Origin of the sequence: Prauserella halophila (genome assembly GCF_024171895.1) — a bacterium.
Classification (GTDB): domain Bacteria; phylum Actinomycetota; class Actinomycetes; order Mycobacteriales; family Pseudonocardiaceae; genus Prauserella; species Prauserella halophila.
Genome location: NZ_JAMTCQ010000008.1, coordinates 1,243,522 through 1,263,492, shown reverse-complemented (window position 1 = coordinate 1,263,492; position 19,971 = coordinate 1,243,522). Strand labels below are relative to the sequence as shown.

The window sequence follows — 19,971 nt, the reverse complement described above, 5'->3', positions numbered from 1 at the left end:
GCTCGCCGCTCCTCGGCGTCCCCCATGAGCAGGATGAGAGCATATGGCCTGATCCTGATGGGCTGATCGGCCGCTGTCGGCTCGGCCCGGTGTGGAGCGATGGCCCCGTTGTCCCGGAGCCGGCATCCGGCGAGGGCCGGGCGTGCCATACTCGCCGCGTGACTGCACCGATGCACCTGCCGACGTTCTTCGTTCGCCAGCGGATCACCATGATGGTCAACCGCTACGAGATCCGCGGCGTCGGCCCGGACGGCGGCGAAGGCGACCTGATCGCGTTCGCGCAGCAGAAGCGCATGAAGCTGCGCGAGGAGATCATCTTCTATTCGGACGAGACGCGTACCCGCCAGGTGTTCTCGTTCAAGGCCCGGCAGAAGCTCGACGCCCACGCCGAGCACGACGTGTACGACGAGCACGGGCAGCCGCTCGGTGCCTTCAACAAGGAGTTTGGCAAAAGCCTGCTGCGGTCGACGTGGCAGCTGTTCGGGCCGGGCTACTCCGCGAAAGGGCAGGAACGCAACAAGGTCATCGCCATCCTCCGCCGGGTCTGGACGATGATCCCGTATCTCGGTGACGTCTGGGTGCCGTTCCTGTTCCACTTCGACTTCGCCGACAACGAGACCGGACAGCCGGTGATGACCAGCCAGAAGGGCATCGCGATCCGCGACAAGTACACGATCACCGTGCCCGATCCCCGCGTCGACTTCCGGGTGGCCGCCGGCATGGCCGTCGCGCTGGACGCGCTGCAGTCACGCTGATGCGCTCCAGCCACGCTGACGCGCTGCAGTCACCCTCTTCGGGCCGCCGTCACGTCGACGGGCTCCGGTCGGCCGCGTGGCGCAGGTGGTCGACGTAGTCGTCGACGGCGGTGATCAGCTCGCGGTCGTCGGCCAGATCGGCGTCGAGTGCCGACAGGACCCGGCGTGCGGCGTCGTCCGATCGGGCCAGGGAGACGAGTTCGTCCGCGCGCGGGTCGTCGACCTGCCGGTCCCGGAGGTGGATCAGCCACCCGGCCAGCGTCGCGACCGGTGCTTCCGGTAGCCGCTGCCGGGATCGTTCGGCGCGCAGCACCGGCAGGATCCGGGCCGGGATCTTCGACGAACCGCCGGCGGCGATCTGCACCAGGTTGTGCCGAATGCCGCGCGACGAGAACCGCCGCAACAGGCGCTCCCGGTAACCGGCCAGGTCCTCGGCCGGCAGCGAGGCGTGCCGGGTGGCGGTGTCCCACCAGGATTCGGTCAACGCCGCCGGCACGGGATGCCGCACCGCCTCGTCGACAGTGGTGCACCCCAGCGTCGGTCCGACGTAGGCCAACAGCGTGTGCGCGCCGTTGAGAAGCCACAGCTTGCGTTGTTCGTACGCGGCGAGATCGTCCACGAACCGTGCGCCCGCGTGCTCCCATGAGGGCCTGCCGAGGGGAAAATCCCCGGCCAGCAGCCACTCGTTGAACGGCTCGGTCACCACGGGAGCGTGGTCGTCGAACCCGGTCAGCTCCGCGGCCGTGACGGAGTCGTCCTCGGCGGTGGCAGGCGTGATGCGGTCGACGACGGTGTCGACGAACGACACGTTCTCCTCGATCCAGGAGCGGAAGCCGGGGTCTTCGTTCGCGGCTGCACGGCCCAGCGCCTCGCGCAGCACACCGCCGTTGCCCGGCAGGTTGTCGCAGGGCACGAGTGCGATGGGGGCGCCGCCCGCACGGTGACGTGCGCGCAGTCCGGCCAGGACCCGGTCGATGGCGGTCCCGGTCCCGTCGGCTGCCACCCGGTAACCGGCCTCGGTGATCGTCAACGTCAGCACAGCCACGTCGGGCGAGGCCAGGTCGGCGAGCCACCGGCCGGTGTCGCCGCCGGGGTGGGCGCGGCTGATCGAGTCGACGATCTCGGCCCGCGGCGCGCCGTTCCCGCGCAGCAGCAGCGTGTACAGCCCGTCCTGTTCGGTGAGCAGGCGCGGCAACTCGGTGTTGCGGAACGTGTAGGCCGCGATGCCCCACTCCGGATCGGCCGTCGTGTACACGGCCTGGTGGGCACGATGGAACGCGCCCAGTCCGAGGTGGACGGCGCGGACCGGCGCCGGTGGGCGGCATCCGGCGGAGCCGCGGGTGAGCCGGGGCGCCGGAGTCGGTGGAATCGGCGGAGTCGGCGGAGTCGGCATCAGAGTCGGAACGCGGCGCGGGGCTGGCGGTCGTGGAGGTCGTGGATCACCTGTGCGGCGTCGTCCTCGCCGAGCAGATGCTCGGCGACGAGGCCGGACAGGTGTGCCGCGTCGACCCGGCGGGCCGTGTCGTGGCGGGCCGGGATGGAGCAGAATCCGCGGGTGTCGTCGATGAACCCGGCGTTGCGGTAGAACCCGGCCGTCTCGGTGACCGCGTCGCGGAACCGGTGCATCGCGCGGGGAGCGTCGAGGAACCACCACGGCGCGCCGAGATACACCGACGGGTAGAACCCGGCCAGCGGTGCGAGCTCGCGGGAGAAGACCGTCTCGTCGAGGGTGAACACGACGGTCTGGAACCGCGGGTGGGTGCCGAACCGTTCCAGCATCGGCTGCAGCGCCTGCGTGAACTCGGCCTGCAACGGGATGTCGTGGCCGGTGTCGGGACCGAAGCGGCGCAACGTCTCGGGGTGGTGGTTCCGCCTGCTTCCGGTGTGCAGCGCCATGACCATGCCGTCCTCACTGGACATTCGCGCCATCTCGCCGAGCAGCTGCTGCGACAGCAATCGCGCGTCGTCGGCGCTGCCGGTGCCGGACCGGACCCGCTGGAACAGTCGCTGCGCCTCGTCGGCGTCCAGGAACGCCATGCGGGCGTCGGGCGCACTGTGATCGGTGGCCGTGGCTCCGTGCGCGCGGAAGTACTCGCGGCGATTCTCCAGCGCCCGGACGAGTCCGATGTAGTCACCCGTGTCGATGCCACTCGCCGCTGCGAGATCGGCCAGCGCCGCGGCCCAACCCGCGCCGGTGGCGTCGAGGTGGCGGTCGGGACGGAAAGTGGGAACGACGCGGCCCTGCCACGACGGGTCCTCGGTCAGGGCGCGGTGGTGAGCGAGGTCGTCGGCGGGATCGTCCGTGGTGGCCAGCGCTTCGAGGGCGAACGAGTCGTACAGCGCGCGCGGCCGGAACTCGGGCCGCTGCAGCCGCTCGGTGAGCTCGTCGAAGAGCTCGTCGGCCGTCCCGGCCGACGGCTGCACCGTCACGCCGAGCACGTCGTGCAGCTGCGCCTCCAGCCACTGCCGCGACGCGGTGCCGAGGAACAGGTGCCAGTGTTCGCAGAAGGCCCGCCAGACCTCGCGCGGTGCGGCCGGTTCGGCACCGTCGCCGTCGGGATCGTCGCGGTCGCGCAGGCCGAGGTCGTTCATGGACACGCCGTGGGCGTGCAGCAGCCGCGTGACGTAATGGTCCGGCGTGACCAGCAGTGACGCCGGATCGGTGAACGCCGCGTTCTCGGCGAGCAGGCGGGCCTCGACGTGGCCGTGCGGACTGATCAGCGGCAGGTCACGGACGTTCTCGTAGAGCCGTCGTGCGATGGCGCGCTGCGTGGGCTCCGGCGGCAGCAGCCGGTCCGGGTGCGGAGCCAGCGGCGCCCGCCCGCCGCGTGCGGCGTCGCGTGGAGTGGTCGCCGACCCGAGGTCCCGGGGCGCGTGGCCGGGACGGGGTGCCGGACCTGATTCGGATGCGGAAGTGTCTGCCGTGCCGCCGTGCATGCGGGCAGCCTCGCCGTCGCACGCAGCCTATGCAACTTGTTGCCGTCAGTTGTCGTCGTGAGCTCGCGCTGTCACCGGGTGGTGTCGTCGGCCGGCGGGGGAGCGGTGGACCCACGGGTCACGAGGTGTGCGTCGAAGAGCGCCGATTCCGGCACGGTGTGATGGGCGAGCTGCGCGTGCAGTACGTCCACGGCCGACCTGCCGAGCCGCTCGGTGGGTCCCGAGATCGTGGTCAGCGCGGGCACGGTCAGATCGGCGCCGAAGATGTCGTCGCATCCGATGAGGCTGAAGTCCGCGGGCACACTGACCCCGGCGGCCTGCAGCCGTTGCAGGGTGCCGATCGCGATCAGGTCGTTGTAGGCGATCGCCGCGGTGGCGTGCTGCAGCATCAGCGCGTCGGCGGCCTCGTGGCCACCCTGGCGGGTCGGCGGGTGCGGCCCCAGGAACGCCGCGTCGAGCCCGAGTGCGGTCGACTCCTCGCGCACGGCCTGCCAGCGGGCGCCGTTGATCCAGGAGTTGCGCGGACCGGACAGATACGCGATGCGGCGATGACCGACGGCGGCCAGGTGGCGGACGGCCTTGCGCATCCCGCCCGCCGTGTCGACCACGAGGCCGGGAATGCCGTCGATCTCGCGGTTGACGATGGCCAGCGGGCGATGCTGGGCGAGTTGGCGGATGACCTCGTCGGACAGCCGGGAGGTGGCCAGGATCGCGCCGCTGGTGGTTGCCAGCAGTTGCCGCAGGTTGCTGACCTCGACGTGCGGCGACTCGTCGCTGTCGGTCAGCGCGAGCGTGTAGTCACTCGCCAGTGCCTGGGCCTGAGCAGCCTTGATCAGTGGCGCGTAGTACGGGTTGGCGATGTCGGTGACCACCAGGGTCATCGTCCGTGCCCGCCCCGGCGCCTCCGCGCGGGCGAGCGGCCGTGGCACGTAGCCGATCTCGTCGGCGGCGCCGCGGACCTTCTCGCGGGTGTCCGGGTTGACCCGGCTGGGATGCGAGAACGTGCGGGACACGGTCGACGCCGCGACCCCGCAGTGCCGCGCCACGTCGTAGATCGTCGGCCTGGGCTCGCCCACTGCTGGTACCTCCGCGGCGGTCGTGACTGGTGGCAACAAATGGCAACTGATTGCCAGTCTACGGGGCGGCTCTTACGTTGAACCGATCACGAGCCCTCCGGAACACCGCACCGGCCGATACGAGCCCGGTGGACCGGCGGCCACCTCGTCGTCTGCTGTCAAGGAGGACCAGTGCTCATCGAGCGCGCGGACGTGATCGTCACCAGCCCTGGGCGTAACTTCGTCACGCTCAAGATCACCACGGATGACGGGGTGATCGGCTACGGCGACGGCACGCTGAACGGCCGGGAGCTGGCCGTGGCCGGCTATCTCACCGACCACGTCGTGCCGCTGTTGACCGGGCGCGACGCGCACGCCATCGAGGACACCTGGCAGTACCTGTACCGCGGTGCGTACTGGCGGCGCGGTCCGGTGACCATGGCGGCGATCGCGGCCGTGGACACGGCCCTGTGGGACATCAAGGCCAAGGTCGCCGGGCTGCCGCTCTACCAGCTGCTCGGCGGGGCCAGCCGCGAGCGGTGCCTGGTCTACGGCCACGCCAGTGGCACGGACATCCCCGAACTGTTCGACTCCGTCCGCAGGCACCTCGACGAGGGGTTCCGCGCGATCCGCATCCAGACCGGCGTGCCGGGGTTGGACTCGGTGTACGGCGTCGCCTCCAGTGCGGCCGCCTCGGTCGGCGGTGCCGGCAGCAACACCCGCTACGACTACGAACCCGCCCGCCGCTCGGCTCTGCCCGCCGAGGAGACGTGGGACACCCGTGCCTACCTGCGGCACGTGCCGTCGGTGTTCGAGGCCGTGCGCGGTGAGTTCGGTGACGACATCGCGCTGCTGCACGACGCGCACCACCGCCTCACCCCGATCCAGGCGGCGAAACTCGGCAAGTCGCTGGAGCCCTACGACCTGTTCTGGCTCGAGGACGTCACACCCGCCGAGAACCAGGAAGCACTGCGCTGGGTGCGCCATCACACGACCACGCCGCTGGCGATCGGCGAAGTGTTCAACTCCGTCTGGGACTACCAGCACCTGATCCGCGAGCAGCTCATCGACTACGTGCGCTCACCGATCACGCACGCGGGTGGCATCACCAGCGTGCGCCGGATCATGGACTACGCGGCCATGTATCAGATCAAGTCCGGCATGCACGGCCCGACGGACGTCTCGCCGGTCGGACTGGCCGCCGCGGTGCACCTCGGCCTGGCACTGCACAACTTCGGCATCCAGGAGTACATGGTCCACAGTGAACAGACCAGGGAGGTTTTCGGCCCTGCGTACGAGTTCGCCCACGGCGGCCTGCGCCCGGGCGAGGAGCCCGGTCTCGGTGTTCACCTCGACGAGGACCTGGCGGCGACGTACCCGTACGAGCGGGCGTACCTGCCGGTGAACCGCCTGCGGGACGGAACCGTTCACGATTGGTGAGGCGTGCCGTGCTCGGTGAGCGCGTCATGATGAACGAGGCGAACCCGCGTGCCGCCGTTGCCGCGGCGGCACGCGGCACCGTCTGCCGAACAGTAATCAATTCGTCGGATCGAGAGAAGTTCCCGTGCGTGTCACATCACGAGTCGAACGAGTACAGCGGGCAGGCGAGTGGGTCCGCATTCACACCGACGGCGTCGAAATCCGCCTCATCATCGTGGCCGACGGAATTCTGCGCATTCGCGCCGGTTTCGACGGCGAGTTCGCCGAGGAATCGTACACGCTGACCACGACGGCGTGGCCGGACCGGCTCGACGCGTTCTTCGGGGCCGAGCGCACCCGGGTGGGCCCGCCGTCGTTCGAGCTCGACGACCGGGGCGAGACCGTCCGGATGACCGGCGGGAACCTGCGGGTGGACATCGAGAAGGAGCCGTTCCGGATCCGTGTCCACGACGACGAGGGCAGCCTGTTGCATTCCGATGTGGCCGGCCTCGGTTATCTGGAGGACGCGAACGGCCGCCGCAGTCACACGAGCGAGATCTCCGGCGGTGACGCGTTCTACGGTTTCGGCGAGACCACGGGACCGTTGAACAAGGCGCAGCAGCTCATCAGGATGAGCCCGAAGGACGCCCTCGGTTACGACCCGCGCGAAACCGATCCGCTGTACAAACACATCCCGTTCCATCTCAAACTGAACCGGGAGAACCGGAAAGCGGTCGGCTACTTCTACCACAACACCTACGACTGCGAATTCGATCTCGGCAGGCAGCGGAGCAACTACTGGCCCCCGCACAGTCGCTACCGCGCCGACGGCGGCGACATCGACCTCTTCCTGATCGCAGGCCCGCGCATGCGCGACGTCGTGCAGCGTTACACCACACTGACCGGCAGGCCGCCGCTGCTGCCCAAGTACGCGCTGGGCTATCTGGCCTCGTCGATGTACTACTCCGAAGTGGACTCCGGCAGCGACCGCGCGATCACCGAGTTCATCGACATCGCCAGGGAAGAGGACATTCCCGTAGACGGGTTCCAGCTCTCGTCGGGTTACACCACCCGCGACACCGAGGCCGGGCCGAAGCGGTGCGTCTTCACGTGGAACGAGCGCCGATTCCCCGACCCGGAGGGATTCTTCGCCGCGATGGCCGAGCGCGGCGTCACGGTCTCGCCCAACGTCAAACCCGGCGTACTCGACGTCCATCCCGGACTCGACGAGTTCCACGGTGAGGACGTGTTCGTCACCCGCAGCGCCGACGCCGCCGCGACCTCCGGCGAGGGCCCCGCGGCCGGGGCCTGGTGGGGCGGGCCGGGCCGGTTCGTCGACTTCACCAAGCCCGCCGCGCGGGAGGCGTGGCGGCGGTGGCTCACCGAGGCGGTGCTGGCCAAGGGCACCACGTCGGTCTGGAACGACAACTGCGAGTACGACGGCATCGTCGACACCGATTCCGGCGTCGACTTCGAGGGCGCGGGCGCGACGATCGGCAGGCTGCGCAGCGTCATGGCGAACCTCATGTGCCACGTGGCCCGCGACGCCGTCGCCGAGGCGGCTCCGAACGCCCGCCCCTACATCGTCTGCCGCTCCGGTCACGCCGGCATCCAGCGCTACGCGCAGAGCTGGGCGGGCGACAATTCGACGTCGTGGGAGTCGTTGCGGCACAACGTCGCCACGATCCTCGGGATGGGCCTGTCCGGCTTCCCGCACCACGGCTGCGACGTCGGCGGATTCCACGGACCCGCACCCGATCCCGAGCTGCTGGTCCGCTGGGTGCAGCACGGCGTGTTCCAGCCGCGGTTCTCGATCCACTCGGTCAACTCCGACAACACGGTGACCGAGCCATGGATGTACCCCGGCCACACGCACTACGTCCGGGACGCCATCAAACTGCGCTACCGGTTGTCCCCCTACCTGTACTCGCTCACGGCACGGGCTGCGGCGACGGGCGAGCCGATCATGGAACCGCTGGTCAGCGCCTTCCAGCACGATCCGGACGTCGACGAGATCTTCGAGGACTTCATGCTCGGCGACGCGCTGCTCGTCGCGACCGTGCTCGACCCGGGAGCCCGATCGCGCGCCGTGCGCCTGCCCGCGGGCGAGACGTTCTACGACTTCTGGACCCGTGAACGTCACGAGGGCGGCCGGGTCGTGGACACGGCGGTGGACCTCGGCTCGATCCCGCTGCTGCTGCGCGGCGGCGGCATCGTGCCGCTCGCGGAGAACCGGGTGGACAGCCTCACCCGGGACGCGGTGACGGACCTGCGGCTGATCTGCGTCCCGGACCGGGACGGCCGGTTCACGCTCTACGAGGACGACGGTCTCACCCGGGACCACGAACACGGCGCGTTCCGCGAGACCGAGGTCCGCATGAGCGCGGGGGAGCGAGTGCGGCTGCAGCTGTCCCGGCGCGGGGAGTACGACAGCCCCGTCGAGCGGCTGCTGTTCGACGTCGTCCGGCCGGGGCAGTGCCCGCACCGGGTCGAGCTCGACGGCCGGCGCCTCCCGCAGTACCTGCATCGCGGCCGGTTCGACGCCGCGGAGGAGGGCTGGCACTACGACATCGGGCTCGGCTCCGTGCTCGTCAAGACTCCCGACCCCGGCGGCGATCTCGCCGTCGACATCTCGTTCGAGCCCGTCGACATGATCGGCATGTGAGGAAGGCAGGCATGAGGAACCGACTGATCAGCGGTATCAGTGGAATTGTCGCCCTGATCCTCGTCGCGGCCGTGGGCGCGTGCGCGCCCGCGTCGGGCGCGCGGACGAGCGCCGAGGCGACGCCGGAGAACCCGCTGGTGCTGACGTTGGCGAACAACCTCGGAGACGACCACGTCACCTCCCGGGCGCTCGCCTCGTTCGCCGAGGACGTCGAGCGGCGCAGCGGCGGCCGCATCGTGGTGAAGATCTACGGCAGCGGCCAGTTGGGTGCCGAACCGGACGTGCTCGGCCAGCTCCACGAGGGCATCGTGGACATGACGCGGGTCAGCGCTCCGGGTCTGGCGACCTACGACCCGGGTTATCACACCTTCGGCCTGCCGTACCTGTTCGACTCCGAGCAGGAGTTCTACGAGGTGATGGATTCGGCGGAGATGGCGGAGTACTTCCGCTCGACCGCCGACGAGGGCTTCCTCGGTCTCACCTACTACAGCTCGGGGGCACGGTCGTTCTACACGCGGAACACGCCGGTGCGGACCCCGGCGGACCTGCGCGGACTGAAGACCCGGGTGCAGGACATGCGTTCACAGACGGACTTCGTCGGTGCGCTGGGAGCGGCGCCGGTCGTGATGGCCTTCGGCGACACCTACACCTCGCTGCAGACCGGTCTGATCGACGGCGCCGAGAGCAACGAAACGGTGCTGACCGACGGCGCACACGGTGAGGTGGCCCACGTGTTCTCGATGACCGAGCACACCTGGATCCCCGACGTCCTCGTGATCAGTACCGAGACCTGGGACCGGCTCGGTCCTGCCGACGAGAAGCTGCTCTCCGAGGCCGCCCGCGCCTCGACCGAGCGGCAGAAGGCCGCGTGGGCGCAGCGCATCGACGATTCGGTGGCCGAGGCGAAGGAGATGGGCGTCCGGTTCGTCACCGACGTCGACACCGAGGCCTTCCGCAACGCCACCCGGCCGGTCGTGGACCGGTACGCCGAGGAGTACCCGGAGGTCGCGCAGCTCCTCTCCGTCATCGAGTCGGGAAGGAGCTGAGGATCGCTATGACCACACACGATCGTCTGAACCGGGTGCGACGGGTACTCGGCGGCGTCCTCGCCGCCCTCGCAGGCGCTCTGCTCGTCGTCATGACCCTGCTGGTGCTGTACCAGGTGTTCACCCGCTACGTGCTGGGAACGCCCGCGGCCTTCACCGAGGAACTCGTGCGCTACGCGCTCATCTGGACGTCGATGATCAGTGCCGCGTACGCCTTCCTCCACCGCAAACACATGGCGCTGCTGTTCCTGCGGGACCGGTTCCCGCAGGCGGCGCAGCGCACGCTGATCATCGGCACGGACGTCCTCGTGCTCGTGTTCGCGGTCGTCGTGCTGGTGATCGGCGGCACCATGCTGGCGCTGAGCGCGGCCACCAACTATTCGGCGCTGCTGGGGATCTCCCGCGGGCTGGTCTACACGATCGGTCCGGTCGCAGGGCTCGCGATCGCGTTCGCGCAGGTGCTCAACATCTGGGAGGACCTCACCGGTGAGGTCCCGATCGAGACGGAGAGGACAGACTGATGGGCGCTCTGATCGCCGCCGCCATCCTGTTCGGCGCCTTCTTCATCCTGCTGTTCTCCGGTGTGCCGATCGCGGTCTCGCTCGGCGTCGCCTCGCTGGCCACCGCGTTGATGTTCCTGCCGGTCGACGACGCCACCTACATCGTCGGCCAGCAGATGAACGTCGGCATCGAGAGTTTCTCGTTGCTGGCCGTCCCGCTGTTCGTCTTCGCGGGCAACATCATGAACACCGGTGGCATCGCCCGCAGGCTCGTCGACCTCGCGCTCGTGGCGGTGGGCCGCGTGCCCGGCGCGCTCGCGCACACCAACGTGCTGGCCAACACCCTGTTCGGTTCGTTGTCCGGCTCGGCAGTGGCGTCGGCCGCCGCGGTCGGCAGCACGCTGCACGACCGGCAGAAGGAGGCGGGTTACGACCCGGCGTTCGGGGCCGCGGTGAACGTTGCGTCGGCTCCGACCGGGCTGCTCATCCCGCCGACGACGGCCGCGATCGTCTACTCGAGCGTCGCGGGCAGCGTGTCGGTCTCGGCGCTGTTCGTGGCCGGCTACGTACCGGGCATCCTCATGGGCCTCGTGATCATGGCGATCGCGTACGTGTTCACGCGGCGGCAGGGGTACCCGAAGCTGGGCCGCGTCGGAGTGGCCGAGGCTGCACGGGTGTTTCTCCGGGCGGTGCCGGGGCTGCTGCTGATCGTCGTCGTGGTGGGCGGCATCGTGTTCGGTGTTTTCACCGCGACCGAGGGTGCCGGCATCGCGGTGCTGTACACCCTGGCGCTGGCGCTGGCGTATCGCAGCATGCCGTGGCGGGCCTTCAAGGAAGTCGTGACCCGCACGGTCGTCGCGACCGGCATCGTCATGTTCCTCATCGCGGCGTCCGCGGGCATGTCGTGGGTGATGGCCTACACCGGTATCCCGGGCGCGATCACGGACACGTTGCTGTCGGTCGCGGACTCGAAGGCGGTCATCCTGCTGCTGATGCTGGTCGTGCTGCTGGTGGTGGGCACGTTCATGGACATCACGCCGGCGATCCTCATCTTCACGCCCATCCTGCTGCCGATCTCCGCCGAGCTCGGCATGGACCCGGTCCACTTCGGCATGGTGCTCGTCCTCGCGATGTGCATCGGCACCATGACGCCGCCGGTGGGCTCGGTCCTGTTCGTCGGGTCCGGCGTGAGCGGGGTGTCGATCGAGCGGATCGTGCCGAAACTGCTGCCGTACTTCGCCGGGCTCATCCTGGTGCTGCTGGCCGTCACGTTCGTGCCCGCGCTGTCGCTCGGGCTGCCGGGCATGTTGGGTCTGCTCGAGTGACGCCCGTTCGCCGTGCGGATCCCGTGGCTCACGGGGTCCGCACGGCGAGCACGAGGTCGGCGGGGAGGTCGTCGACGATGTCGAACGCGCCGCCGCGGAAGGAGTCGGGCTCGAAGGTGATGCGGTTGTCGAACAGCCATCCGTCCTCGTTCTTGCGCAGCACGAACACGTCGATGCCGCCGAATCGGGTGTTCGCCGAGGCGCGTGCGAACTGCTGCGGATCCTCGATCGCGGCGAGCTCCGTCAGCTCGGCCGAGCGCTCGGTGTAGCGCATGAGGCTGTTCGCCGAGTAGTGCCCGCGCTGCAGATAGCCCCACCAGAGCTCGTAGGCGTAGAGCCGCATGTCCGTCGACAGCGACATCGGCCTCGCATCGGCACCCAGCCGCGTCTCGACCTCGGCGGCGAGCCGGTCCGCGGGCACCGGTGTCGCCACCAGGCCGGGCGGGACGAACTCGGTACGTTCGCCGTCGGGGCCGGGCTGCATGTGGGCACGCAGGGCGGGGTTCGGCTCGACGGCGGAATGCGGCACGTGCGGTTCGATGTCGGCGAATCCCTTGGGGTTGCCCGGGGTCCACTTGTCCCACGCCGTGAGCCCCGACGACACCAGCAGCACGGCCAGCGCGGCGACACCCACGCTGCGCGGTGGTGTCAACCGGAGTCTCGTGGCAAGGGCCCCGGCCGTGCGTGCGAGCGTGAGCACGCCCGCGGTCACCAGGACCATGGTCACCATGCGCGGCGTCTTCACGAGGAACCCGGTGTGCCCGTCGGCCACCAGTTGCAGCATGTAACCGGCCCAGTACAGGTAGATGCCACCGACCAGCAGGAGCGTGGGCTGTGCCCACCACTCCCGCGTGCGGTACCAGAACACCCCGAAGAGCCCCGCCAGTGCGAGCAGCCCGATCGGGGTGGCCTCCAGGAACGGCAGCGGCACCGGATCCTCGGTGATCACGGCGTTCGGGTAGGTGTCGGCAACGACGTTGCGCGTCTCGGTCAGGTACGCCCACACCAGCGGGACGACGTACCACGAGGACACGACCACCGACGTCACCAGCACACCGAGAAGGTGGAGCAGGTACGGGCGCCGGTCCGGCCGCAGCAACCGCGCGACGATGATCGCCAGCCCGCCGATCACGCCGAACATCAGGTAACCGGTGTAGGTGCAGACGAACAGGCCACCGACGATGCCGGCGGGCAGCCAGTGCAGCCCGCCCGCCTTGCGGGGCAGGCCCGCGAAGGTCGCCAGCGCCCACGGCACGAACACCGCGAGCGTGAGGATCTCGTAGCTCTTGTGGCCGTGCATGAACACGATCGGCGCGACCGCGGCCATGGCGAGCGCGATCGGCGGGCTCGTCAACCGCCGCCACAGCAGGAAGGCCACGAGGGCCGAGGCGGAGATGAACAGCACCTCCATGTCCCCGATCAGGGTCCACGTCGGCCGATCGAGGAGTTCGGAGGCCCGTGCGACCAGCCACGGGTACAGCACCGGGTATTCCGAGGGCAGCCCCGGAAGGAACGCGTCGGTGCTGCCCCATGTCGTGGTCAACCGGTTGGCCAGCGCCGACATCCGGAGGGTGTCCCAGTTGTGCAGCTCGTTGTGCCCGAACGGCGTGCCGTTCAGCGCGTTCATGAGCATCATGCCGATCCAGCCCGCGTACACGCCGGCGATCGCGCCCACGAGGCGGTCGGAGGCGAAGCGCACCGCGAGGGCGATCGCGATGACGGCGACCGCCGCGCCGACCGCGACCGGGGTGACCGCACCCCGGAGGGTGAGCGGGTCGAGCCCCACGGCGTCGATCACCAGCCACGACAACACCATCGCGGCGAGGTAGCACGCCACTGCCGTGGTGGAGGGTCCGATGTGGCGCGTCAGCCGCCGCAGGACACCCGGTCCGGCCACGGTGCCCGTCGAGGGACGTGCGTCGAGGTCCTCGTCGGCGACGTCCTCGTTCACGTCGGTTCCCGGTCCGGTGGTACTCACGCCGGGCACTCTATAGGCGCCCGGCACCGCGGCCCGGCGGACGACTCGCCGGGCCGCGGTGGCGCGATCAGGCGCCGATCGTGGCGGTGTCGATCACGAAGCGGTAGCGCACGTCGCTGGCCGCCACGCGCTCGTAGGCGTCGTTGACGTCCGCCGCCGAGATCGTCTCGATGTCGGCGCCGATCCCGTGCTCGGCACAGAAGTCCAGCATCTCCTGGGTTTCCGCGATGCCGCCGATCATCGAACCCGCCAGCGCCTTGTTGCCCGCGATCAGCGAGAACGCGTTGTAGGACAACGGTTCGCCGGGCGCGCCGACGTTCACCATCGCTCCGCCGACCCGCAGCAGGCCGAGGTAGGCGTCGACGGGGATCTGCGCCGACACCGTGTTGAGGATCAGGTCGAACCGCCCGCGCAGCACGTCGAAGGTCGCCTCGTCGGCGGTGGCGTGGTACTCGGCCGCGCCGAGCCGCTTGCCGTCCTCCTGCTTCTTCAGGCTCTGGCTCAGCACCGTCACCTCGGCGCCCATCGCGGCCGCCAGCTTCACGGCTACGTGGCCGAGCCCGCCCAGGCCGACCACCGCCACCTTCTTGCCGGGTCCTGCGCCCCACTGGCGCAGCGGCGAGTACGTGGTGATGCCGGCGCAGAGCAGCGGCGCGGCGACGTCGAGGCCGATGCCCTCCGGGATGCGGCAGACGAAGGCATCCTTGACCACGACCTGCCTGCTGTAGCCGCCGTAGGTGTTCTCACCGTCGAAGCCCACGCCGTTGTAGGTCTGGACATTGCCCTTGACGCAGAACTGCTCGGTGTCGGCGAGGCAGTAATCGCACTCGCCGCACGAGTCGACCATGCAGCCGACCCCGACCCGGTCGCCGACCTGGTACTCGGTCACGGCGGATCCCACCGCGGCGACCGTGCCGGCGATCTCGTGTCCCGGCACCATCGGGAAGATCGCCTCGCCCCATTCACCCCGCGCCTGGTGGATGTCGCTGTGGCAGATACCGGCGTAGGCGATGTCGATCAGAACGTCGTCGGGGCGCAGGTCACGCCGCTGGATCGTCGTCTGCTCGAGCGGTGCGCCCGGGCCCGGTGCAGCGATGGCGTGCGCCGTTGTGCTCATCAGAACTCCTGCGATAATCGATCACGTGCCCCGCTGTAAGAGGCCTCTTACACGTCTACGTGAGAGGGCTCTTACATATTCCGACCGAGAGACGTGATCCAGGCCATGGGCGAGCGGTATCACCGCGGCGAGCTGCGCGACGAACTCGTGCGCGTCGCGCTCGACCTGATCGCGGAGGAGGGGGTCGCCGCCTTCTCGGTGGCCGAGGTGGCCCGGCGCGCACAGGTCAGTCCCGGCGCCCCGTACCGGCACTTTCCCGAGCGGGAGAGTCTGCTCGCCGCCGTCGCCACGGCCGTCGCGAGCCAGCTCGCGGACCGGGTCGCCGCGGCCGCCGAGGGTGTGTCCGACCCGGTCGACGCGCTCTCCGCGGCGGCGGGCGCCTACACCGAGTACGTCATCGAACGCCGTGCGGGGATGAACGTCATCTATGCCGACCGGCTGCAGGTCCGCGACTACCCGGAACTGAGTGACCAGACCCGGCGCCTGACGGACCAGTTCCTCATGTTGTGCCTGGCGGTGTCGGATCGGCCCGAGAGTGCGCTCGAACTCATGGAGCAGCTGTTCACCCAGGCGCACGGCTACGGCATGTTCTGGCTCGACGGGGTGTTCTCGAAACACGGCTATGCGCCCGAGCTGGTGGTACGCAAATCCGTCGCCGCCGCCCGGCTCGCCATCGAGGGGCACCGGCAGCAGTCCGGCGGCCACTGAGTCCCGGCGCCGGTCCGGTCTCGCCTGTCCGCAGTGGGTCGCCGCTGCCAGGGCAGGATGGCTCCCGGCCACATCCCGATCCACGAGGAGGACCGCACGTGTCTGAACAGCCGCCCGCACACGCCGCACCCGCACCGCCCGAAGGGCTGCGCGTCATCGGCGCCGCGGACGTGATCGCGATGATCGAGGGGAACCGCGAAGGCGTGCTTGAGGTCGTTCGCGAGGCCTATCTGGCGCATGCCGACGGTGCGAGCGCCAACCCGCATTCGAGTTTCCTGCGTTTTCCCGGCAGGCCCGACGACCGGATCATCGCGTTGCCCGCGTTCCTCGATGCCGCTTCCGACGGTGGCACACCGCGTTCCGGCATCAAATGGGTCGCCAGCTACCCCGGCAACGTCGCCCACGGTTTTCCCCGTGCCTCGGCGGCGATGCTGCTCAACGACTACGACACCGGCTATCCGTACGCCGTGCTCGAGGCGTCGATCATCTCCGCGACCCGCACTGCGGCCTCCGCGGTGCTGGGTGCGCAGGAACTGCTCGGCGCGCGCAGGGCAGGGAAGGTCGGGTTCGTCGGAACGGGGCTGATCAGCGACCACGTGCGGATGTTCCTGCGCGACCTGTCGTGGGACATCGGCGAGTTCGCCCTGTTCGACACCGACCGCGGCAACGCCGAGAGGTTCTCCGGGGTGCTCGCCGCCGACGGGCCCGCGGCGCCGGTGACGGTGGTCGACGACGTGTCCGGCGCGTTCGACGGTGCGGACCTCGTCGTCGTCGCCACGGTGGCCGGCACGCCGCACCTGGCCGACCCCGCGCTGGTGGCCGATGCTCCGGTCGTGCTGCACCTCTCGCTGCGTGACTTCGCGCCCGAACTCGTGCTGGCCGCCACCAATGTCACCGACGACGTCGAGCACGCCGTGCGGGAGCGGACGTCGCTGCATCTGGCCGAACAGCAGGCCGGTCACCGGGAGTTCGTCGACGGCACGATCGCCGACGTCGTGCGCGGCGACCTCGCGCGGGATCCGGGGAAGGCGGCGATCTTCGCGCCGTTCGGTCTCGGGGTACTGGACGTCGCGGTCGGTGGTTGGGTCCACGACGAGGTCGCCGCGCGCGGCGGCGGGCAGGTCGTCGGGGACTTCTTCGCCGTGTGACGCCGTGCTCCCGATCGCCCGGTCACCGATTCCGTTTCGGCGGAAGTGAGCAACCGTCCCGGACCCCTGTCCGTATGCAGTAGTGGTGTTGGAAGGGAGCACGGATGCGGAAGTCTGATGAGGAACGGTTTCGCTAGTTCGCCCACGCCCATTCTGCGGCGCTGCGTCGTAGCGCGTACCTGCTGTGCGGCGACTGGCATCTCGCCGAGGACCTCGTACAGACGACGCTGGTGAAGACCTGCTGGTGGACGTGAGTCGGAGCGGCCGGGTGCGGCCGGGCGCTGTTTTGGGTGTGGTCAGAACGCCGGGCGCGCGCGGGTGGAACTCGGCCCGACGTGCCGGACGGGAAACCGTGGTACGCCGGGCGCGTGCCACGAGTGCACCGGGGCGGTCGGTGTTCGAGCGTGGTCAGAACGGTGGCGGTTCGTCAGGTTCGGATGGTGGTGCCGGTCGTTCGTCGTGGGGCGGCGACTGCGCCGGTGGTTCCTTCGGTTCGAATCGCGGCGATCGTGCTGGTCGTGCTGGTCGTGCTGGTTGTGGGGTGAGGATGGGTTCGCGTCGGCCGGTGTAGGTGGCGCCGGTGGGTGTGGTGATGTGGGTGGTGCCGCGGGTGGGGTCGTAGCGGCTGGTCCAGCCGGGTGTGTTCTTCATCGTGTGGTGGCGTCGGCAGCGGGGTCCGGTGTTGTCCACCGCGGTCGCGCCGTGGTGTGCGGCCCATTCGTGTTCGTGGTCGAGATCGCACTGCCGGGCGGGCCGGTGGCACCACGGGACGACACACTCGCGATCGCGTACGCGGACGAGTTCGCGCATGGTGGCGGTGGGCCGTCGCCGGGTGCGGCCGAGGTCGACCGGGTCACCGGTGGCCGGGTCGCACAGCACCGCCCGCCACACGCTCTTCTCGCCGGTCATGATCTCCCGGGCGATGGGGGCGGGGATGGGCCCGTACCCGTCGAGTTCGCAGCCGGTATCAGACATGGACAGGGCGGCGTCGATGGGCAGGTGCACATACACCCTGGCGGCGGCCTCCGGCACGGTCACGCCGGGCTGGTTGCCGAGCAACAGGTCGGCGGTGAGGTCGGCCCGCAACTGGTCCAGGGTGCGTTGCTCTCCGCCGCGGCGCAGCCGGCGGGCCATCGCATCCACCCGCGAGTAACAGGCCGAGGCCACCTCGCTGCGCAGATCGATCGTCAGGCGGGAGTGGGCGTGTTCACCGTGGTCGAGCTGCACCAGGCGGCCCTGGTGGGCGGTGCGGGCGCGGGCGGTCTGCCCACCCGGATCGACCCGCTGCACCAGGCGGGCCACCTGCCGGGCCAGGGTGGCCGGCTGCCACGACGACACCGGCGCCTCGGCCAGTTTGTCGGCCAGCAGCTCATCGACCTGGCGGGCGTGCTCGTCGGACAGGGGTGCGATCCCCCGCAGTACTCGGCGGGCCCCGTAGCCATCCATCCACCCGCTCCGCATCGCCGCCAACACCCGCGGCATCCGCCGGGTCAGGTCCATCGCGGCCGGCCTGGATGCGGGTCTCGACCTCTCGCGGTGACAAGCGCAGTTCGGGCGCGAGCGTTTCGGCCAGTCCGCGTCGTTCGGCCGGGGGCCGGTGTCGACCGAGGCGAGGAACGCGACCTCGGCCGCATCGGCCCGCGCCCGCCACTCCCGCACCGTCCGCGCGGTCGCCACCACATCCCCAGCATCATTCACGCCACTCATAATACCGAACAGGGGTGCGAATCAAATCACTCACACGTGCCCATCCCGAAACGACCAGAAATGACGCCGAGTGCAGTGCCGCCCGGCTTCCTTTTCCCTGGCGGCAGCGCTGCAAGAGCGCCCACCCGGCCGCGGCTCCGCAGTGTCCACTCGGCCACGACCCCGAACTGCCCACTCCCCGCAGCGTCGACCGGGAAACGACCAGGAGCAACGCGACGCCGGTCGCAATGCCATCCGGGAAACGACCAGGAGCGCCGCGACGCCGGCCGCAGTGCTACCCCGAGAGGCCCGCCCACCCGGCAGCAGCACCCCAGCAGTGGCCACCCCGTGGAGTGTCCTCTCGTCGACCTGACCCCCCACCGATCACGCCGAACCAGGTCGACGAAAGGACACGACACCGGTGTCCATCCCGGATACCTGCCCGCCCGGCGAGGGCACCCCAACCCCGACAACCGCAGCCACCCCGAAACCCACCCACACGGCGAACCCCGCAACCCGAACACCGAGAGACCCGGCACAGACCGAACCGACCAACGAGGGCACGACCCCACGACGAACCCCGGAACGCACAACACGAACCCCGGAATCCGCAACACGGCCCCCGGAATCCGCAACACGGGCCCCGGAATCCGCAACACGGGCCCCGGAAAGCACAACACGCGCCCCGGAATACACAACACGCGCGTCCGAGCGCGTTGCTTTGCGCGGCGGTGGTCACGTCGCGTGTACGCCGGGAACCTCGTCCTCCAGCTGCGTGGCCTTCCGGTGCAGTTCGCGTGCCCGTTCGACCAGGCTGTCCAGGTCGTCCTCGCCCGCCGCCGCGACCTCGCCGGTGAGTGCGACGTATTCGTCGATCAGCCGGCGGTAGCGTGTGACGAAGTTCCGCTGCGGTGTCGCCGATCCGCGGGCCGCACGTGCGTAGGCCTTGTCCAGGTCGATGATCGTCCGGGACACCGCGCCGGTCTCGGCATTGAGCACGCTGCGGGCGTCGTCGCCGGTCTCGGCCTCGATCCGGTGCCTTGCCGCCCGTCTGCCGATCGCCCGCGCGACCAGGTAGGCCACTGCCGAGCCTGCCGCGACGGCACCGAGCAACGCGCCCGCGAGCAGGTACCGCGGCAGCGGCGGGTCGATCGTCCGCGCGCCGTCGGGCACGGTCCCGGAGCGGACGAGCTGGTCGAAGTTCACGACCATGACCTTCAGCGCTTCGACGGGACGGTCGGTGAACGTGTCGGTGCCGCGCGCGATGACCGACTCGGCGACCATGGCCTGTCCGATCTCGTCGGTGTGGTGGCTGCACCCGTACGACGACCACTCGCCGCCCTCCCTGGTCATGGCGACGAAGAGGGTGCCGTCTGCGGCGCCGGCCACGTCGTCGCAGACCTCGCTCGCGTCGTCGCCGGGGGAGAGGAACCCGACGGTGAGTTTGCGGTTCCCGATCACTCGTTCCGCCGCGGCGACGTCGAGGTCGTAGTCCGCGGCGGCGTAGACCGACGAACCGCGGAGCTTGCTGGCGACGGCGCCGTCGAAGAGCCCGCCGGTGATGGCCGCCCAGGCCGCGAACGCGACGGCGACGAGCACGGCCAGTGCGAACGGCTTCTTGAACACGGTCAT

Annotated in this window: 15 protein-coding genes and 1 pseudogene; 9 read left to right on the top strand and 7 right to left on the bottom strand. The window is 69.9% G+C overall.

Going from position 1 to position 19,971, the window contains the following annotated elements; all coding sequences use genetic code 11:
• The first annotated feature begins 158 nt into the window (after nucleotides 1-158).
• Nucleotides 159-755, top strand: coding sequence for an LURP-one-related family protein (locus LY41_RS05905; RefSeq protein WP_253862765.1), 597 nt, complete (start codon nucleotides 159-161; stop codon nucleotides 753-755).
• A 49-nt stretch (nucleotides 756-804) separates the two neighbouring features.
• On the opposite strand, the gene LY41_RS05900 is transcribed toward LY41_RS05905, so the two are convergent.
• The 3 genes from LY41_RS05900 to LY41_RS05890 form a co-directional block, all read right to left on the bottom strand.
• Nucleotides 805-2,148, bottom strand: a complete 1,344-nt coding sequence (locus tag LY41_RS05900) for a mannitol dehydrogenase family protein (protein ID WP_301296510.1) — start codon at nucleotides 2,146-2,148, stop codon at nucleotides 805-807.
• Entirely contained in the window at nucleotides 2,148-3,692 is a 1,545-nt protein-coding gene (gene uxaC / locus LY41_RS05895; protein WP_253862763.1) for a glucuronate isomerase, read from the bottom strand. The genes LY41_RS05900 and uxaC overlap by 1 nt, the downstream gene beginning before the upstream one ends.
• A 71-nt stretch (nucleotides 3,693-3,763) precedes the next feature.
• A complete protein-coding gene (locus LY41_RS05890; protein ID WP_253862762.1) occupies nucleotides 3,764-4,768 on the bottom strand; it encodes a LacI family DNA-binding transcriptional regulator in 1,005 nt (334 codons plus the stop codon).
• Nucleotides 4,769-4,939: 171 nt separating this feature from the next.
• Between LY41_RS05890 and manD the strand changes: the two genes are divergently transcribed.
• The 5 genes from manD (at nucleotide 4,940) to LY41_RS05865 (ending at nucleotide 11,702) form a co-directional block, all read left to right on the top strand.
• A complete protein-coding gene (gene manD / locus LY41_RS05885) occupies nucleotides 4,940-6,187 on the top strand; it encodes a D-mannonate dehydratase ManD (RefSeq protein ID WP_253862761.1) in 1,248 nt (415 codons plus the stop codon).
• A gap of 124 nt (nucleotides 6,188-6,311) precedes the next feature.
• Complete coding sequence (locus LY41_RS05880; RefSeq protein ID WP_253862760.1) at nucleotides 6,312-8,831, top strand: glycoside hydrolase family 31 protein; 2,520 nt, start codon at nucleotides 6,312-6,314, stop codon at nucleotides 8,829-8,831.
• A gap of 11 nt (nucleotides 8,832-8,842) precedes the next feature.
• On the top strand, nucleotides 8,843-9,877 hold the full coding sequence (locus tag LY41_RS05875) for a TRAP transporter substrate-binding protein (RefSeq protein WP_253862759.1): 1,035 nt from the start codon (nucleotides 8,843-8,845) through the stop codon (nucleotides 9,875-9,877).
• Between the two features lie 8 nt (nucleotides 9,878-9,885).
• Nucleotides 9,886-10,398 (top strand): TRAP transporter small permease, encoded by a 513-nt coding sequence (locus LY41_RS05870; RefSeq protein WP_253862758.1) that lies wholly within the window; start codon nucleotides 9,886-9,888, stop codon nucleotides 10,396-10,398.
• A complete protein-coding gene (locus LY41_RS05865) occupies nucleotides 10,398-11,702 on the top strand; it encodes a TRAP transporter large permease (RefSeq protein ID WP_253862757.1) in 1,305 nt (434 codons plus the stop codon). Before LY41_RS05870 ends, LY41_RS05865 begins: the two co-directional genes overlap by 1 nt.
• Before the next feature lie 28 nt (nucleotides 11,703-11,730).
• Here the strand turns inward: LY41_RS05865 and LY41_RS05860 are convergent, their stop codons facing one another.
• Complete coding sequence (locus LY41_RS05860; protein WP_253862756.1) at nucleotides 11,731-13,680, bottom strand: arabinofuranosyltransferase; 1,950 nt, start codon at nucleotides 13,678-13,680, stop codon at nucleotides 11,731-11,733.
• A gap of 67 nt (nucleotides 13,681-13,747) precedes the next feature.
• Nucleotides 13,748-14,797, bottom strand: coding sequence for an NAD(P)-dependent alcohol dehydrogenase (locus LY41_RS05855; protein WP_253862755.1), 1,050 nt, complete (start codon nucleotides 14,795-14,797; stop codon nucleotides 13,748-13,750).
• A gap of 93 nt (nucleotides 14,798-14,890) precedes the next feature.
• Between LY41_RS05855 and LY41_RS05850 the strand changes: the two genes are divergently transcribed.
• The 3 genes and pseudogenes from LY41_RS05850 to LY41_RS05840 all read left to right on the top strand — a co-directional run.
• Nucleotides 14,891-15,505, top strand: coding sequence for a TetR/AcrR family transcriptional regulator (locus LY41_RS05850; RefSeq protein WP_253862754.1), 615 nt, complete (start codon nucleotides 14,891-14,893; stop codon nucleotides 15,503-15,505).
• A gap of 98 nt (nucleotides 15,506-15,603) precedes the next feature.
• Complete coding sequence (gene sbnB / locus LY41_RS05845) at nucleotides 15,604-16,653, top strand: 2,3-diaminopropionate biosynthesis protein SbnB (protein WP_253862753.1); 1,050 nt, start codon at nucleotides 15,604-15,606, stop codon at nucleotides 16,651-16,653.
• 104 nt (nucleotides 16,654-16,757) lie between these two features.
• A pseudogene (locus LY41_RS05840) lies at nucleotides 16,758-16,889 on the top strand (SigE family RNA polymerase sigma factor); the annotation flags it as partial.
• A 172-nt stretch (nucleotides 16,890-17,061) separates the two neighbouring features.
• Here the strand turns inward: LY41_RS05840 and LY41_RS05835 are convergent.
• Together LY41_RS05835 and LY41_RS05830 are read right to left on the bottom strand one after the other, a co-directional pair.
• Entirely contained in the window at nucleotides 17,062-18,351 is a 1,290-nt protein-coding gene (locus LY41_RS05835; RefSeq protein WP_253862752.1) for a DUF222 domain-containing protein, read from the bottom strand.
• Between the two features lie 723 nt (nucleotides 18,352-19,074).
• On the bottom strand, nucleotides 19,075-19,971 hold the full coding sequence (locus LY41_RS05830; protein ID WP_253862751.1) for a hypothetical protein: 897 nt from the start codon (nucleotides 19,969-19,971) through the stop codon (nucleotides 19,075-19,077).

Coding starts and splice junctions, on each gene's coding strand:
- LY41_RS05830 (WP_253862751.1), bottom strand. CDS start 19,971: ATGACCGTGTTCAAGAAGCCGTTCGCACTGGCCGTGCTCGTCGCCGTC.
- uxaC (WP_253862763.1), bottom strand. CDS start 3,692: ATGCACGGCGGCACGGCAGACACTTCCGCATCCGAATCAGGTCCGGCA.
- LY41_RS05865 (WP_253862757.1), top strand. CDS start 10,398: ATGGGCGCTCTGATCGCCGCCGCCATCCTGTTCGGCGCCTTCTTCATC.
- LY41_RS05855 (WP_253862755.1), bottom strand. CDS start 14,797: ATGAGCACAACGGCGCACGCCATCGCTGCACCGGGCCCGGGCGCACCG.
- LY41_RS05875 (WP_253862759.1), top strand. CDS start 8,843: ATGAGGAACCGACTGATCAGCGGTATCAGTGGAATTGTCGCCCTGATC.
- LY41_RS05870 (WP_253862758.1), top strand. CDS start 9,886: ATGACCACACACGATCGTCTGAACCGGGTGCGACGGGTACTCGGCGGC.
- LY41_RS05900 (WP_301296510.1), bottom strand. CDS start 2,148: ATGCCGACTCCGCCGACTCCGCCGATTCCACCGACTCCGGCGCCCCGG.